Origin of the sequence: Virgibacillus necropolis (assembly GCF_044793635.1) — a bacterium.
GTDB classification, from domain to species: domain Bacteria; phylum Bacillota; class Bacilli; order Bacillales; family Amphibacillaceae; genus Virgibacillus_F; species Virgibacillus_F necropolis_A.
The window spans coordinates 1,517,452-1,534,616 of sequence record NZ_CP084992.1 but is presented as its reverse complement, the minus strand read 5'-3'; the positions used below and the strand labels follow the sequence as shown (position 1 = coordinate 1,534,616).

At 36.9% G+C, this 17,165-nt stretch carries 18 protein-coding genes; 16 read left to right on the top strand and 2 right to left on the bottom strand.

The window, feature by feature from the left end:
* The first annotated feature begins 114 nt into the window (after window positions 1–114).
* Both LG329_RS07390 and LG329_RS07385 read left to right on the top strand, forming a co-directional pair.
* A complete protein-coding gene (locus tag LG329_RS07390) occupies window positions 115–654 on the top strand; it encodes an RNA polymerase sigma factor (RefSeq protein WP_404455351.1) in 540 nt (179 codons plus the stop codon).
* 95 nt (window positions 655–749) lie between these two features.
* Complete coding sequence (locus LG329_RS07385; protein WP_404455348.1) at window positions 750–1,160, top strand: VanZ family protein; 411 nt, start codon at window positions 750–752, stop codon at window positions 1,158–1,160.
* 109 nt (window positions 1,161–1,269) lie between these two features.
* On the opposite strand, the gene LG329_RS07380 is transcribed toward LG329_RS07385, so the two are convergent.
* The gene (locus LG329_RS07380; RefSeq protein ID WP_404456475.1) at window positions 1,270–1,365 is read right to left on the bottom strand and encodes a hypothetical protein; all 96 of its coding nucleotides are present in this window, start codon (window positions 1,363–1,365) and stop codon (window positions 1,270–1,272) included.
* 52 nt (window positions 1,366–1,417) lie between these two features.
* Window positions 1,418–1,552, bottom strand: a complete 135-nt coding sequence (locus LG329_RS07375) for an asparaginase (RefSeq protein ID WP_404455345.1) — start codon at window positions 1,550–1,552, stop codon at window positions 1,418–1,420.
* A 604-nt stretch (window positions 1,553–2,156) separates the two neighbouring features.
* On the opposite strand from LG329_RS07375, the gene LG329_RS07370 reads away from it, so the two are divergent.
* The 14 genes from LG329_RS07370 (at window position 2,157) to solA (ending at window position 16,745) form a co-directional block, all read left to right on the top strand.
* Window positions 2,157–3,500: a M20/M25/M40 family metallo-hydrolase gene (locus LG329_RS07370; protein WP_404455342.1), complete on the top strand. Its 1,344-nt coding sequence runs from the start codon at window positions 2,157–2,159 to the stop codon at window positions 3,498–3,500.
* A 58-nt stretch (window positions 3,501–3,558) separates the two neighbouring features.
* Window positions 3,559–5,121, top strand: a complete 1,563-nt coding sequence (locus LG329_RS07365) for an ABC transporter substrate-binding protein (protein WP_404455339.1) — start codon at window positions 3,559–3,561, stop codon at window positions 5,119–5,121.
* A gap of 81 nt (window positions 5,122–5,202) precedes the next feature.
* On the top strand, window positions 5,203–6,120 hold the full coding sequence (locus tag LG329_RS07360) for an ABC transporter permease (RefSeq protein ID WP_404455336.1): 918 nt from the start codon (window positions 5,203–5,205) through the stop codon (window positions 6,118–6,120).
* A 34-nt stretch (window positions 6,121–6,154) separates the two neighbouring features.
* Entirely contained in the window at window positions 6,155–7,075 is a 921-nt protein-coding gene (locus LG329_RS07355) for an ABC transporter permease (protein WP_404455333.1), read from the top strand.
* A gap of 21 nt (window positions 7,076–7,096) precedes the next feature.
* On the top strand, window positions 7,097–8,086 hold the full coding sequence (locus LG329_RS07350; protein WP_404455330.1) for an ABC transporter ATP-binding protein: 990 nt from the start codon (window positions 7,097–7,099) through the stop codon (window positions 8,084–8,086).
* Window positions 8,086–9,114, top strand: coding sequence for an ABC transporter ATP-binding protein (locus tag LG329_RS07345; RefSeq protein ID WP_404455327.1), 1,029 nt, complete (start codon window positions 8,086–8,088; stop codon window positions 9,112–9,114). The genes LG329_RS07350 and LG329_RS07345 overlap by 1 nt, the downstream gene beginning before the upstream one ends.
* Window positions 9,115–9,217: 103 nt before the next feature.
* The gene (locus LG329_RS07340; RefSeq protein WP_404455325.1) at window positions 9,218–9,940 is read left to right on the top strand and encodes a GntR family transcriptional regulator; all 723 of its coding nucleotides are present in this window, start codon (window positions 9,218–9,220) and stop codon (window positions 9,938–9,940) included.
* Between the two features lie 62 nt (window positions 9,941–10,002).
* Window positions 10,003–11,115: an NAD(P)/FAD-dependent oxidoreductase gene (locus tag LG329_RS07335; protein ID WP_404455322.1), complete on the top strand. Its 1,113-nt coding sequence runs from the start codon at window positions 10,003–10,005 to the stop codon at window positions 11,113–11,115.
* Between the two features lie 109 nt (window positions 11,116–11,224).
* Window positions 11,225–11,548 (top strand): (2Fe-2S)-binding protein, encoded by a 324-nt coding sequence (locus tag LG329_RS07330; protein WP_404455319.1) that lies wholly within the window; start codon window positions 11,225–11,227, stop codon window positions 11,546–11,548.
* Window positions 11,538–12,650 (top strand): NAD(P)/FAD-dependent oxidoreductase, encoded by a 1,113-nt coding sequence (locus LG329_RS07325; protein ID WP_404455316.1) that lies wholly within the window; start codon window positions 11,538–11,540, stop codon window positions 12,648–12,650. The genes LG329_RS07330 and LG329_RS07325 overlap by 11 nt, the downstream gene beginning before the upstream one ends.
* A complete protein-coding gene (locus LG329_RS07320; protein WP_404455313.1) occupies window positions 12,651–12,983 on the top strand; it encodes a (2Fe-2S)-binding protein in 333 nt (110 codons plus the stop codon).
* Window positions 12,976–14,067, top strand: coding sequence for an NAD(P)/FAD-dependent oxidoreductase (locus tag LG329_RS07315; protein WP_404455310.1), 1,092 nt, complete (start codon window positions 12,976–12,978; stop codon window positions 14,065–14,067). Before LG329_RS07320 ends, LG329_RS07315 begins: the two co-directional genes overlap by 8 nt.
* A 79-nt stretch (window positions 14,068–14,146) precedes the next feature.
* Window positions 14,147–15,574 carry a sodium:solute symporter gene (locus LG329_RS07310; protein WP_404455307.1) on the top strand — a complete coding sequence of 476 codons (1,428 nt, stop codon included), beginning with the start codon at window positions 14,147–14,149 and terminating at the stop codon, window positions 15,572–15,574.
* A gap of 40 nt (window positions 15,575–15,614) precedes the next feature.
* Window positions 15,615–16,745, top strand: a complete 1,131-nt coding sequence (gene solA, locus LG329_RS07305; RefSeq protein WP_404455304.1) for an N-methyl-L-tryptophan oxidase — start codon at window positions 15,615–15,617, stop codon at window positions 16,743–16,745.
* Window positions 16,746–17,165 lie beyond the last annotated feature (420 nt).

The window sequence follows — 17,165 nt, the reverse complement described above, 5'->3', positions numbered from 1 at the left end:
ATCTGTCGAACTTTGTCGGATGAAACCGCTTTACTTTATCCAACTAAAATTCTATAATCATTTTAACCATTAGCGAAATTTAATAGATTTTAGTGGTTAATCAGGAGGAAAATGATGAACAAAGAGATGGTATCATTTGATGAAATTGTTAAACAAAACGAGCGTCGGATTCACTATTACATCCATAAATTGAATTTGCGAGATCCGCACAAAGAGTATTTTTACGAGGGATTATTTGCTATGTGGAACGCCTATGAAAATTATCAACCTGATAAGGGGCCACTTGCAACGTACTTTAATTACTCGATTCGTAATCGACTAATTGATCAAATGCGAAAGCAAAAAAGGATAGAAAATGTCGAGAAGTCCTATATCAAGGTGCAAAGGGAGAAGCTTGAAGACGGTAATTACTATATTAGAAGTGAAACCTCTTATCCAATTATGATTGCTGAGAATTCACCGGATTACAATGATCTGTTGGAAAGGGGAAAATCACTATTGTCAGACAGTCAACGGAAATGGCTGCAGCTTTATATTGTAGAAGGGAAGTCAATCAAGGAGATCGCTGAACAAGAAGGGGTAACGTGTGACGCAGTGAAGGGCTGGGGACGTGAGGCTAGGAAGAAGCTGCGGGCAATACTAGGGGAAGGATGAGTGGTTGAATGCCTCCCTCCTTCTCCGTGTGTGAGAAAGTATTAAGTTACTCCAGCCTGACCACACTATATTGAGAAAAGTAGGTGGTGGTCAGGATGGGGTTTTTCATAGTATCATGGGTTATTCTTATTTTCATATTAACGTGCACAAATAATGTTTATCAGACATTGATTGGGGAGTTTGACTTTGTTATAACACCCCGTCCTTATAGAGAAACTGATTTTTTTACATTTATATCCACAGTGAGTGAGATAAGTAAACTTGAATTTGTTGGTCATTTTATATTGTTTTTTATATTATCTGGACTTTTAATTATTGCATGTAAAAGAATAGTAGGCCCTGTTGTGATTGCATTTTTAATTGGAATAACGATTGAATTCTTCCAGCCTTATTTTGGTAGAGGTGCGGATTTTTACGATGTGTTGGCAAACGGGTTGGGTATTTTTTTATGTGTGGTGTTGTACGGGATGGTGAGACTTTGGAATCGGCCCCTACCGTTTAAATAGTTTAAAATATTATATAAATAATAGATATGAAATGTAGCTCAACTTTCAATTCGAGAAACCTCAATGTTGAGCTTTTTCATATACCAATTTGAATCCAAATCATCTTCCCTTATATATACCCTTTCCTAAATTCCCCCAGTACGTTATGCTCTGTAACATAAGCATTCGCATCAATATCTTCGATGATCTTTCTGAGTGTTACAATCTCATAATTATTAATGACTAAATACAGAACCTCTTTATTTGTTTTCGTATAACTACCACGTCATTCTATCACCAAAACAGCGAACCCCTTCTGCCCCTCCTTTTGCTACTATTCTACCTTGGTATTCTCTCATTAAATCGATGTCAAATCGATCTGTACCTGCAACCTTCTCAGGGAAATTTACCAATGCATTACTATATGTTCTAGAAAGTTTTTCATTTTTGGCTCTTCTATCGTCCCACTCCTAGTTTTGGGGTTCTTGCCTGATTCATGTCTATTATTGTCGAACGATATCCTGAAATTATATAGAGAGGTTAATAAAACTAATAAATGTAATAAAAGATGACCCATTGTAATATAGATACTGCATGAGATTCATTTAAACTAGGGAAGGACAACGCACGATCAGACGATTATCTTCTAACTTGGAAGCAGATCCTCTTTTTCAAAGACTTGTTTTAATTTAAAACTTTCTGCATGTGTTAAGACGGAAAATTCTAAAATTTCACCATTGACTTTAAATTTAGAAGGGTGTAACATGTTTTTAAATAAATCACAAAACTCAAAAACTTCTTCGCTGTATAAAACGGCTAAGGGTTAAATAAAGAATTAATTCAACGAGGGGTTGGTAAAAAAAGTTAAAGATTTCTTTTTTTAAAAGTAAAGATTATAACATTATAATCTTTACTTCGATTTCAGTCTTATTAAGCATTTAAAATCCAGTCCGGACAGTGGAGCTAGTTGAGTAAAATAAATTATTCTTAAAAGGAGGAAACCAGTGGATAAAGTTTATGATTATATTGAAAAAAAATAAGTCTATGTATTTGAGTTGGTTACAAGAAGTATGTAATCAACCTAGTGTTTCTACACAAAACCGTGGAATGAAAGAAATGATTGAATTAGTTAAGAAGCATTTAAAAACAACTAGTGCCGAAATAGTAGAGATAGAAACGGATGGGTACCCTGTTATATTTGGAGAGATTGATGGGAGAAGGGAAAGAACCTTAACTTTTTACAATCATTATGATGTACAACCAGAGGATCCGATTGATCTATGGGAGAGCGATCCTTTTAAAACAGAATTTAGAGATGGTTTAATCTTCGCACGGGGAGTTGCTGATAATAAAGGGAACCTAATGGCTCGTATTTGTGCTATACACGCCTATCAACAGGTCTATGGTAACTTGCCACTGAATATTAAATTCATATTTGAAGGGGAGGAGGAAATTGGTAGTCCTCATCTAGAGCAATTCGCAGACCAACATCCAGAAAAAATGAGCACCGACGGAATTATCTGGGAAGGTGGAACGAAGGGGGTTTTCGATGGTAAGCTACATGTCGGTTTGGGGGTGAAGGGAATGTGTTACGTCGAACTAACCGCAAAGGGTGCGAATAGTGATTTACACTCTTCCGAAGCGGCTGTTATAGAAAATCCAGCTTGGCGTCTGATATGGGCATTAAACACAATAAAAAATGATGACGAAGTGATCTTGATTGATGGCTTTTACGACAACATTAAACCGTCATCAATTTTGGAAAATGAGTACCTGAACCTGATGGATTATAAAGAAGAAGAACTATTAGAAAAGTATGGGCTTAAAAATTTTTTACTTAACCTATCAGGCCAAGAACTAAAAAATAAATTATTATTTCAACCGACTTGCACGATCTGTGGGATCGATTCAGGATATACCGATGTTGGATCGAAAACCGTTCTGCCTTCAATAGCAAAAGTTAAACTTGATTTTAGATTAGTTCCCGACCAAGAACCTGAAGAGATTCTCCAATTGCTTCGCAACCATCTTAACCAACAAGGTTATGAGGATATTGAAATTGATTTTCTAAATGGTATACAACCATTTAAAACAGATCCAGGTGATCCTTTGGCGGAAACGGTGTTAAATAATGTTCAAAAAGTATATGACAAGCCTCCAAAGGTATTAGTGAATTTGGCTGGTTCAAGCCCTATGTATAAACTTTGTAAAAAAGATAATATACCTGCTGTACAAATAGGTGTAGCAAATGATCAATCTAACTACCATGCACCGAATGAAAATATCTTTGTAAAAGATTATATGGACGGTATAAAAATGACAGCTACTGTAATGCATGAATTTGCTAAGGTTAAGTCTTAGTTTAATTAAATTTTTCAAAGCATTATATTTAAATCTATAAAATACTGGAGGTTCTTAGATGAAACGTTTTCCCTATATGATTATTGCTATAACCTTATTGTTTTCATTGATGTTGGTTGCTTGCAGCAATGAAACTGGAACAACAAAAGAAGGAGATAGTGGGCAAGAAAAAGATAAAAAGGATGATGTATTGGTAATTGCACAAAAAGCAGATTTAACAACGATGGATCCGCAAGATGCATTAGCAACACCTTCTGAAAATATATTTCGAAACACGTATAATCGATTATTTAAACGTGGTGCGAATATGGAAACAGAAACAGAGTTGCTACAAGATTATAAAATAGTAAATGATACTACTTGGGAATTCACATTAAAGGAAGGCATAAAATTTCATAATGGTGAATCGTTAACAGCTGAAGATGTTAAATTTAGCATTGAGAGGGTTTCCACAAATGAAAAATTAAAAGAATATCCTTATTTTAAAGCAATTAAAGGCGTTAAGGTAGTTGATGAATTACATTTTAAAATTGTTACAGAAGGTCCATTACCGACATTGCCACGGCTTCTTGCAAAATCTGGATCCGATATTTTGCCGAAAGATTATATTAAAGAAAACGGTTGGGACCATTTTTTAAAAAAACCAATCGGCTCAGGCCCATATAAATTTGTAGAGTGGAAACCAAATTCTCGTGTTGTACTAGAACCCTTTGAAAATTATTTTGAAGGTAAAGTTGAAGAATGGAAAAAGGTTGTTTTTCGTCCGATTCCCGAAACCTCAACACGTGTTGGTGAGTTGTTGACGGGAGGGGTGGATATAGCAAAACAAATTCCCCCGAATGAGTGGGAACGTGTAAATAATGCTAAAGGTGTATCAATCGTTAAAGGGAATACTACGAGAGTTATGTTGCTCGTTGTTCGTACAACGGAAGGGTCAGTAACTTCCGACCCTCGGGTCCGAGAAGCAATTGATTTAGCAATCAATGATCAGGCTTTAGCTGAAGGACTCCTTAAAGGTGCAGGAGTTCCAGTAAGGTCACGGGCTCCCAAAGGAGTTATAGGTTATAATCCTGATTTATATAATACGTATGTTTACGATCCTGAAAAGGCAAAAAAACTTTTAGCTGAGGCAGGATACGAGGATGGGTTGAATATAACTTTGACAGCTCCAAACGGAAGATATTTAATGGACAGTGAAGTTGCACAAACCCTTGTAGGGATGTTGGATAAGGTTGGGATTAAAGTTAATCTAGATTTAGCAGAATGGAGTAACTTCCTGAATACGTATAATTCCAACTCAAACAAAGAGCTACTGTTAATTGGTTTAGCTGATGGACTTTTGGATGCATCTTACTCACTTGTACATTACACGAAAGAGAGAGCAGAGGGGCAGACAGATTACTATAATCCTAAAGTCCAGAAGCTTTATGAAGAGGCCCTCCATAACATGAATAAAAAAGAACGTATAAAACAGCTACAAAAAATCCAGGAAATAGTAGCTGAAGAAAGACCACATATCAACCTGTATCAAGTAAAATCAATTTATGGTATAAGCGACGACATCAATTTTTCACCAAGAATTGATCAACAAATTTATGTTCCATCCATTACTAGAAAGTAAAATTGATTCTATTAATTAATCAAAAGAGATTAGTATATCTTCTAATCTCTTTTGATATAAAAGGGTAGGGGGGAGATGGAAATGAGAAAGTACCTAATTAAGCGACTACTGCAGATTATCCCAGTTTTAATTATTATTTCTTCTTTCGTTTTTGCTTTAGTTTATGTAGCTGGTGACCCTGTTAATCTTATGCTTCCTCCAAGTGCTTCAGAGGAAGATAGGCAGGTTTTACGAGAGGCGCTTCATTTGGACGAATCCTTTATCGTTCAATATGGCAATTTCATGTTGGATTTAGTGCAAGGAAACTTTGGCGAATCCTACCGTTTCAATAGGGAAGCTTTACCGATTGTGCTAAATCATTTACCGGCGACATTGGAATTGGTAGCTGCTTCAATGGTAGTAGCAATTATCATTTCAATACCTTTGGGTATATGGTCAGCAAGAAAGAAGGACTCTTTTATCGATATTTTTATAACGGGTGGTGCAGGGCTTGGAAAAGCTATGCCGAACTTCTGGTTAGGAATTATGCTGATTTTAGTCTTAGCTGTTAACAATCAAATTTTTCCTGTTTCAGGGCGTGGAACTTTAAGCCACTTAGTCTTGCCAGCAATTACCTTGGGCACAGGTGTTGCAGCTGAAATGGCACGGTTAGTGCGTTCAAGCATGCTTGAAGTATTGAATCAAGATTATATCCGTACAGCTGAGAGTAAAGGGTTAAAAGAGAGTATTGTAATATATAAACATGCTTTTCGTAATTCACTCATCCCTGTTGTTACGATTATGACCCTACAAACGGCTTATCTTGTTGGAGGTGCCGTTGTTACGGAAACAGTTTTTTCTTGGCCGGGTTTAGGTCAATTACTTGTTCAGGCGGTAAATGCTAGAGATATGGCTATCGTGCAAGCTACGGTAATTGTAGTCGCCGTTTTAGTGATTTTCATTAATTTAATAACTGATCTGTTGTATCGTTTTCTTGATCCAAGGATTAAATATTCATAAGAAGGTGACAAAGCTTAAATGGGGGTAGGGCAAAATGAACACCAATACTGATTCAACTGTATTTATTGAACCAGAAACTAGAGATAGCCGGAATAAAGTTATATTAAAATGGTTTAAGTTATTATTACGAAGTAGAACGGGAACTGTCGGATTATTGATTGTTACCAGTGTAGTTCTTATTGCAATTTTTGCTCCACTTTTGGCGCCGCATGACCCGGTGAAGATGAATCCGCTTAAAGCTTTGCAACCTCCTGCGTGGATTGGGAATGGTACAGTCAACCACTTTTTAGGTACAGATAGTTTAGGTCGAGATATATTAAGTAGAATCATATATGGTACAAGAATATCCCTTTTGGTAGGTGCATGCTCGGTAGTTGTAGCTGGAATAATAGGAATGTTTATCGGGATTGTATCCGGTTATTACGGTGGTCTAATAGACAACATTTTTATGCGGATTGTTGATACATTTTTGGCTGTGCCAAGTATTTTACTTATTTTGGTTATGTTAACTGTATTTGATCCGGGAATTCTTACTCTGATACTAGTTATTGGTGTAACAAATTGGATAACTTATGCACGCGTTATTCGAGGTGAAGTATTAAGTTTAAAACAACTTGAATTTGTAAAGGCAGCTAAAACAATTGGTACTTCAAAGACAACCGTTATGATTCGTCATCTATTACCGAATGTGATATCTTCCTTTATTGTTATCTCAACTTTGAGCGTAGCAACAGCGATTATCTTAGAGGCATCACTAAGTTTTCTTGGATTGGGTATTCAGCCTCCAACCGTATCATGGGGAGGAATGCTTTCAGAAGGAAGGGACTATCTGGCTACGAACTGGTGGATTGCAACATTCCCTGGGATTGCAATAACAGTTACAGTTCTAGGTATTATATTTTTAGGTGATTGGTTGCGTGACGTCTTGGATCCGAAGCTTCAAGGTAGAAGTTAAAAAAATAAGGGGGGAAGAACTATGCAAGAAAAATCAACATTGTTAGACGTAAATGATTTAAAAACTTATTTTTATACCGAAGATGGCATTGTCAAGTCGGTCAATGGTGTCTCCTTCCGGGTTAATAAAGGAGAAACTGTTGGAATAGTTGGAGAATCTGGAAGCGGTAAAAGCGTTACCTCTCTTTCACTTCTTCAATTGATTGGAGCCAGTGGTAAAATTATTGACGGTCAAATACAGTTTGATGGAAATGACTTAATGAAAGTTTCTAACAAAGAGATGAGAAAAATAAGAGGTAATGAAATAGCAATGATTTTTCAAGAGCCATTAACCTCGTTAAATCCAGTTTTTACTGTAGGTAATCAGGTGGCTGAATCTATTCGTTTGCATCAGAAAGAAAAAAAAGATGAGGCAAAACAAAAAGCAATAAATTTATTTAAGAAGGTGGGAATACCGCGAGCGGATAAGGTATACTCATCCTTTCCTCATATGTTAAGTGGAGGCATGAGACAGCGAGTGATGATAGCTATGGCTTTATCATGTAGTCCAAAACTTCTGATTGCTGACGAGCCTACGACAGCCTTAGATGTAACAATCCAAGTTCAAATTCTTAAATTAATGAAAGAATTAAGTCATGAGTATAATACAGCGATCATGTTAATTACTCATGACTTGGGAGTAATAGCGGAGATGGTTGACCGTGTGATTGTTATGTACGCAGGGCAGGTGGTAGAGCAAGGAGACGTGTTTCGACTTTTTGAGGAAGCTAAACATCCATATACACAAGCGTTATTAAAGAGTACACCAAATATCCAGGGGACAAATGAACAATTGGAATCAATTAGTGGAACAGTACCAACGCCTTTTAACATGCCTAAAGGATGCCGGTTCCATCCGCGTTGTCCGTATGCGATGAAAAAGTGTGAAAATGAAGAGCCTCCTTTAATTAAACAGACAGATGATTACGAAGTTCGTTGCTGGTTATACGAGGAAAACGAGGTGATTCGGTAATGGCGACTGATCAGGGAAGCATTGGTATAAAGGAAAAGCCGGAATATTTATTGGAGTTAGATGGGCTGAAAAAGTACTTTCCGGTTTCATCAGGTTGGTTTAATAAAGAAAAAAAATTTTTGCGAGCTGTAGACGGTATTGACTTGAAATTGAAAGCGGGTGAAACCTTAGGGATAGTTGGGGAGTCAGGTTGCGGAAAATCAACAACGGGAAACTTAATAGTGCGTTTATTAGAATCAACCCAAGGAAAGATAATTTTTGAGGGAGTTGATATAACCCAATTAACTGAAAAAGAAATGCATAGGAAGCGTAGCGATATACAGATGATCTTCCAGGACCCCGTTTCTTCTTTAAATCCTAGAATGAGGGTTTTTGATATTATCGCGGAGCCACTACGCACACATAATGTTGCCACGGGGTGGGAGTTGAAGAAACGTGTATATGAACTTATGGATAACGTTGAACTAGATAGAAGTTATTCAAAAAGATTCCCGCATGAATTTAGCGGGGGGCAAAGACAACGTATTGGTATAGCAAGGGCTCTTGCTTTAAACCCGAAGTTGATTATTTGTGATGAGCCGGTTTCCGCATTGGACGTATCAATACAATCACAAGTTTTAAACCTATTATCACGTTTACAAAAAAAGTTTGACTTAACCTATATTTTCATTGCCCATGGAATACCTGCAATTAGGTACATTAGTGACCGTATTGCAGTAATGTATTTAGGAAAGGTAGTTGAAGTTGCGACTAAAGAGCAACTATTTCAACATCCACATCACCCATATACAGAGGGACTTATTTCAGCTGTACCGATACCCGATCCTACCTTAAGAGGTAATAAAAATAGAGTAATTCTTGAGGGGGATATGCCAAGTCCTGTGGATCCGCCTTCGGGTTGTAGATTTCATACAAGGTGTCCTTATGCCACAGAGAAATGCAAATTGGTAGAACCACAATTAACAGAGCTAGAGTCAGGCCATCAAGTTTCTTGTCATTATCCTTTAAATAATAATAGAAATTTGTAGTCGTATTACCTTTTGTATTGAGTATAACTAGATGAAGTAATAATATGAAGTTATAGTTCATTTACTTAATAAATAAAAAGTTTCGACGGATAAGGAGAAGAGAATGAAAGTTAATAAAAATTTATCTACACCTTTATATCATCAAGTAAAGGATTATTTAAAGGAGAAGATCACACTTGGTGAATGGGAACCAGGGTATAGGTTAGAACCTGAAAAGGAATTAGCATCTCAATTTGGTGTTAGTAGTATTACAGTGAAAAGAGCAATTCTTGAACTTGTTAGTGAGGGTGCTTTACACCGACAAAGTGGTAAGGGTACATTTGTTATAAAGAAGGTAGAACAAGATATTTCTAAATTGGTGTCTCTTCAAAATGAAACAGTTGATTATCAAGCTCATCCCCATAAGACATTGAGTTTTAATAAAATTTATGCTGGTAAAAAAATTGGGTCACACTTGGGAGTTAACCCTAATGGTCAAGTTTACGAAATAAAAAGGCTGAAAATTGAGAATGATAGACCGGTAGTAATTGAGCATTCGTTCATACCAAGTACAATATTTCCTGATTTACAGCTCACAGATTTTGAAGATGATTTGCTATATAATATTTTCGTGAAAAAGTATGGTGAGAAATTAAAAAAGTCAAAGATTTTTTTCTCAACGATCATTGCGGATGATTATGAAGCAAAATTATTGAATATTCCAAAGGGTGAACAGTTATTTGTACTTGAAAGATACACAGTGGCAACGAACAATAAGACGATTGAATACTCTAAGTTTATTCTTAAACAAGACCAATCTAGGTACTTTCTCGAAATTCAGCTTTAGAAATAGTAAAAAATTGTAGGCAAAAAAATTAGAGCCTAAATATACTTACAAGGAGTTATGATATGAAGATTATAGTAATTGGTAGTGGCATAGTCGGGGCCAGTGCTGCATATCATCTGGTTAAAAATAATACAGAAGTAATTATGATTGATAAGGATCATCATGGGGCTGCAACGTCTGCTGGGGCAGGAATTGTTTGTCCATGGATTTCCAGTGTAGATGATGATGATTGGTATAGAATTGCAAAAGGCGGCGCGCAATATTACCCTGAGTTAATTTCGCAATTAAAGAATGATAATGAAGAAAATGTTGGTTATAAAAAAGTGGGAGCAATATGTTTAGGTGCTAATTCCGAAGAATTAGAAAGAATTGAAAAAGAAGTAGGTACAAAACAGATAGATGCGCCGGAATTAGGTGATATTGAAAGATTATCTACAGAAAAAGCCCGTCAACTTTTCCCTCCGTTAAAAGAGGGACGGGAAGCTGTCTTCGTTTCGGGTGCTGCACGTGTAGATGGTAGATTACTAAGGGATGCGATGAAACGCGCCGCACAAAAACATGGGGCCAAACTCTTGAATGGAGAGGTGGCATTGATTCATGAGGGTGACAAGATAACAGGTGTTAAGATTAATGATGAAAAAATTTATGCCGATACGGTTCTTATAACAGCAGGAGCTTGGTCGCCTGAATTATTAGCCCCTATTGGTATTGAACTTAAAGTGGAGCCACAACGTGGACAAATTGCGCACATTAATTTACCAAATACTGACACCTCTAATTGGCCAGTAGTGTTGCCAGGAAGTAGTCATTACATGCTAGCGTTTGATGATTCCCGAGTTGTTGCTGGTGCGACAAGAGAAACGGGAACGGGATTCAACTATCGGACTACTGTTGGGGGTGTTAATGAAGTTATAACAGAGGCATTAAACGTTGCGCCTGGTCTCGCTGAAGGAACTATACAGGAAGTTCGAATTGGATTTCGTCCGATGGGCCCCGATATTTTACCTATACTAGGAAGGCTGGATTGTTTAAAGGGTATCGTATTAGCAACAGGCTTAGGAGCTTCCGGACTGACAATGGGACCGTATGTTGGAAAATTAGCTGCGTCTATTTTAAAAGACGAAGAAGTAGGGCTAGATTTGGTGGCATATAATCCAAATCGTGCTATTAAATAAGAAATGACTATTAAACCGAATACGAAATTCACCCAAAAATAGAACAAACAAATTTGTAGATTTAATTCTATAATATTATAACATTATAATGTTTGGAGGTTTTTTTAGAGTGAACACTTTCAACCATCCGATTCTAGGGAAGCGCATTGAAAAGGAAGTATCTTTTTATTTTAATGGAAATTTGCTTAAAGCTAAGAAAGGTCAAACGATAGCCGCTGCATTAATGGCAAATGGTATTAAGAAATTTGGGGTTAGTAGAAAGCTGCAACAGTCTAGAGGATTGTTTTGTGCAAACGGTAGATGTTGTAGCTGTTTTGTATCTGTAGATGGTTTAGATCATGTGCTTAGCTGCATGAATCTTGTAAAAGAAGGCATGAATGTTGATTCAAATAATAGTGACCCCAATGTTAGGAGGGTGAAAAGTGGAGACTGATTTATTAATAATTGGCGGTGGCCCAGCAGGTTTAAATGCTGCATATGAAGCGGCATCAAATGGTGTTAAAACGGTAGTCGTTGATGAATCATTTTCACTTGGTGGCCAATTAAGACAACAAACGCAAATTTTGGATAACCTTCCAAAGCAATTTGAAAAACAAAGAGGTACAACACTTGCCCAGTCATTAATTGAAAAACTCTTACCTTTAAACGTAACGCTTTTACTAAGGCATACTATGATAGGAACTTATAAGGATGGGCGAATTGGCGTTTCAAATGGGATGAAAACGATCCCCATCACTGCTAAGAAAGTTATTATTACAACTGGTGCGGCCGAGGAGGCAAGTGTATTTCCAGGTTGGACATTACCAGGGGTTATGACTATAGGAGCTGCCCAAATATTAATGAATCGTGAATATGTACTACCAGGGGAAAATGCACTTATATTAGGATCGAACACTTTTTCGTTAGAAGTTGTTAAACAATTAATAGAAATTGGTGTATCTGTACAAGGAATTGTTGAAAGTGATAGTGAATTAAATAGTAATGATGAAAAAGCTATTCAATTATTAAAGGAATACGATATCCCTATCTATTTGAATAGTTTTATTGTAAGTGCAACAGGTGTTGGTGAGGTGCAAAAGATAATTCTTAATCATAACGGTGTGGAGGAACAAATGGATATCGACTTGGTTTGTATTGGTAAAGGTGTGACACCAATTCTAGAACCTTTTGAAATAATGAATTGTAGTTTTACATACCAAACGGGCCTTGGGGGATGGGTGCCCCAGTATTCCATATTAATGGAAACAAGCAAACCTTCTATTTATGTGGCTGGAAATGCAGCCGGAATCGCCACTATAGGTGCCATTTTACTAACGGGAGAAATTGCAGCAGTCAGTGTGGTAGAATCCTTAGGTGTTTTATGCGAGGAACAAGCAACAGAGAGAAGAGCATCTTTATGGAAGGAACTTTATTATTTGGAAACAGTGAATACACAGGAGACATATAGTGCGCGAATGAATCTAGTTAGAGGTTTTCATGAAGAAAATAACCTACCATCATCATCTTTATTTGATTTGAGCTTGGAGGGATCTTAAATGGATAAGTCAACAATCGTTTGTAGATGTGAAGAAATTAATATTGATGAAATCGAATCAGCGATAAAAATGGGAGCACATACTTTTGACGACATTAAAAGAATAACTAGATGTGGCATGGGACCATGCCAAGCGAAGGTATGTACAAATTTGATGCAACGAATAATCAATGAATTAACAAACAAACCGCTGAGTGATATTGGGCCATCTAAAATGCGAATGCCGTTAAGAATAACACGTATCGGTGCATTAGCCGGAGGTAAGGAATCCTCAAGTGTAATTTCAGTTTTTAATGAGTCAGCCCCAAAAGAAGGTGAAGCGAATAATGACTAATCAGTACGATATTGTAGTTATTGGAAGTGGCGTAATAGGGAGTAGTATTGCTTACCACCTATCTGAAAGCAGGCAAAAAGAGATATTGGTAATTGATAAAGGGTTCCCTTTATCTGGAACATCGGGCTCCACTCAAGCTTGGGTTTGGGTTCATAATAAAACACCATCATGGTATGGCGAACTGAGTATGTATAGTGCAGAACTATATCCCTTTCTGGAAAGAAAAATTGGGGATGTAGAATATAAACGTACTGGAGGTATCGCCCCATTTTTTAATGAAGCGGACCGAGAGAAAGCACTAAGGCTTGCGGAAAAGCAGGCGGAAGTTGGAATTGAGATTGAAGTATTAAACCGCGAACAAGTATTAGAAAAAGAACCTGCATTATCTCCAAATATTGCCGGGGCAACGTATAGCAAAATTGATGGAAATGTGAATCCATTTCGCTTGGTCGAACTTTATATTAAAGCGGCAAAAAAAAATTATGTTGAATTCTCTTTTTATAATCCGGTTGTTGATATTGAAAAACAGAATGGAAAATTTAAGATCAAAACTAAGGAAGGTACATTTTTTGCAGAACAATTGATTTTAGCTGGTGGTCCTTGGACGAAAGAGTTGGGGGAGCTTTTAGGTGTAGATATCCCCGTGAAGCAGGTTCGAGGGCAAATAATAGTTACAGAACCATTGGCACCACTAATCAAACATACAATAGGGGGGATGCGACAAACTGACAATGGAGAAATTTTGATTGGATATTCAAAAGAAGAGGTGGGCTATGACCGAAGAACTACACTGGATGTAATTCAGGATACAGCAAAAATGGCTGTCGACTATTTACCTGATCTAGCAAAAGCAAATATAGTACGCTGTTTTTCAGGGATTCGGGTAATACCAGATGATGGGTTCCCAATATTAGGTGAGATTCCTACAGTTGATAATGCATTTCTTGCGGTTATGCATAGTGGGATTACACTGTCTCCTTTAGTTGGAACGCTAATGACGGAACTTTTAATGGAAGGGGAAACATCTATCGATTTAAAGCGTTTAAGAATCGATAGATTTAATGAATTTAAGGCTTCTGTATAAAGAAGATATAAAACAACATGATTTTTACTAAAACTAATTATTTATAAAGATAGGTTAATAAATTATTAGGAGGTAAAAAATGAACGCTACTTTGGTAATTGTTTTAAGTTCAATTGTGGTTTTATCATGTGCAGCTATTTTCTCATTTTGGATCGGCAGAAGGGATAAAAGCAGTGAAAACTGGACAGTCGGGGGTAGATCGTTACCTATTTATGTAGTAGCTGGAACTCAATTTGCTACAGGTATGGGGGGCGGCGTATTAGTTGCTCATATAGGAATAGGCTATAGTGCTGGTTGGTCGGCTGTAACCTATAATGTGCTGTATTCCATAGGTATCGTAATTCTAGTATTACTTGCTAATTGGCTAAAAGAGCATAAGTTTACTACGATGCCGGATATTTTTAAAAAACTATACGGTGAGCATAAAATAATGATGAGTATCGTTACCTTTTTAGCTATTGTTGTTCCATTTGGATGGTTATGTACACAATTAGTTGCTTTTGGAAGTCTGTTTTCAGAGATTACAGGTATTGGTTTTACCACACTGATAGTAATCTTTGCTGCTATTAGTCTATTATTTGTATTGCCTGGTGGATTGACTTCTGTTGCGTGGACTGATTTTATTTTTGGCTGTTTAATGGTAGTCATGACAATAGTAAGTGGATTTTATGTTTTAGATCTTGCTGGAGGCTGGTCTGAAATAACAACGAAAGTACCGGAATCTATGATTAGTTTCCCAGAAGGATTCGGAGCAGTTGGAACGATGACGATTATCTTTTGGGTTTTGGCTATTTTCCCTGGGGCATTGACGAATCAGATGTCCTACCAGCGTATATATGCTGCAAGTAGTCCTAGTGTTGCTAAGAAGGGTTTTATCATTGCTGCAATAGTGGGAGTAATCAGCGGTTTTTGGGCATCATTTATGGGGATTGCCATTTTTTCTATGAATCCTAATTTAACTGATCCGGAAATGGCTTCAGGGTGGTTCCTAACTCAAATTCCACTTTGGTTTATGGCTATCTATGCATCATTTATTATTGCAACTATTATGTCAACCGTTAGTAGTGCTGTTCAATCAGTTGTAGTTAATATAACAACGGATATTTATCAATCCTACATTAACCCAAAGGTTAGTGAGAATAAGTTATTGAAGTTATCACGAATGATGTCCGTTATCGTAATAATATTGGCAGTCCTTTTAGCGTTATATTATCCGAAGGCTTTAGGGTGGTTGGTTGCAACGTATGCCTATTCTGCATCGGGATTATTAGTACCGATTTTCGGAGGTTTTATTATGAGAAAATCAAATCTATTAAATGCTAAAGGTGCTATTGGAAGTATGTTATCAGGGATATCCTGTGCAGCTGGTGCACAAATTATTGGTACCAATATACCTTATGTAGCTTTCGGTATACTCGGTTCATTAGTAGGCTTCTTTTTGTTTAATTATTTGTATAGAGATAAAAATCGAGTAAATGATTTAGAAAGAAATACGAAAGAGGCATAGTCTAAATTAACGGAATAAATAAAAAATTCGAGGTGAGAGTATGGATTCTGATGTAGCAGTTATTGGCGTAGGGGCAATGGGAAGCATGGCCCTTTGGCAGCTAGCTAAAAGGGGTGTTTCTGTTTTAGGATTTGAACAATTTGGAGTTGGGAATGATCGGTCAGCTGTCGGTGGAGAATCGCGTCTGTTTCGAACAGCGTATATGGAAGGAAAGGAATATGTGCCATTATTACAAGAAGCCCGTCAATTATGGAGACAATTAGAAGAGGAAACACATAATAGTTTATTAACACTTAATGGAGGATTAATGATTGGTGATCCAAATACGGAAGTGATAAAGAATGTGCTTAAGTCGATAGAAGATTTTCGTTTAGAACATGAGGTTATTCAGGGAAATGAGGCTAAAAATCGATACCCTCAACACCGATTATTTCCTGAGGATATAATGATCCTAGATAAGAATGCAGGTTTTTTACGACCTGAGTTAGCAACTATTTCTGCTGCGAATCAAGCAGAGGCTCATGGCGCAAAAATTCACAGATATTCAAAAGTAGAAGAGATCCTACCAGATAACAATGGTGTCACTATCTTAGCTGATGGAAAAAAGTATCGAGTAGGTAAAGTATTGATTACTACAGGAGCATGGACTGGAAAACTTATTCCGAAATTGAAAAACAAAATAAAGGCAAGACGTTTAGTGTTAACATGGTTTGCAGCAAAAAATATCGATGATTTTAAACCTGATAATTTCCCGATATTTGCTCGCATGCGAAAAGAATTTAGATTGACCGGTGCGCCCACACTAGATGGAACGATGGTAAAAGCTTCAAATACGAAGAATCCAGGGATTGTCCCAGAACCAGATAGTCTTGACCGTGATGTTTCTCTAGAAGAAATGATAGAAGTTAGTGATGCTGTCAAGGAATTAATTCCTGATCTTATACCTGATCCTGTTCGAGCCAGTGTTTATATGGATGGTTACACACAAGATGACCATTCAATTGTTGGGGCTGCACCAGGAATGGAAAATACATTATTAATAAGTGGCTTTTCTGGGCATGGATTTAAAATGGCCCCTATTATCGGATCGATTGCAGCAGATCTTATTATAGATGGGGAAACGTTCCATGAGATTGAACATCTCAATCCAAAGAGGTTTACGAATCATTAAAGTTATACTACTTATTCCCATACCAAGAAAATCGAAATAGTAATAGAGAACCGTATTTTTAGGAGTTGTAAATGGATACCCTTCTATTAGTTTTGGATGATTCCTTAGCAAAAAAGGACTGGGCGGTTTTTTTTAACGCCCAGTTTTTATAAATAAAATTTATTAATACTGTCATTTTTAAATGCATACTTATACGGCGTGTTGACACTAACCGGGCGAAACTGGCAGTCCGCTTGGCGCTGAAATGATGAAAGACGGGAGATGAAATGAAATTGCTGAAATTGGTAAGATTCGAAATCCTGTTATATAAATTGTCATGATTTCCGTTCGATTACATTCCTGTTAATATTTGATTCTACGACTTTATTCGCTGTTATTTTATGTTATACTACATAGGTATTTAGTATTGATTAATGCGGA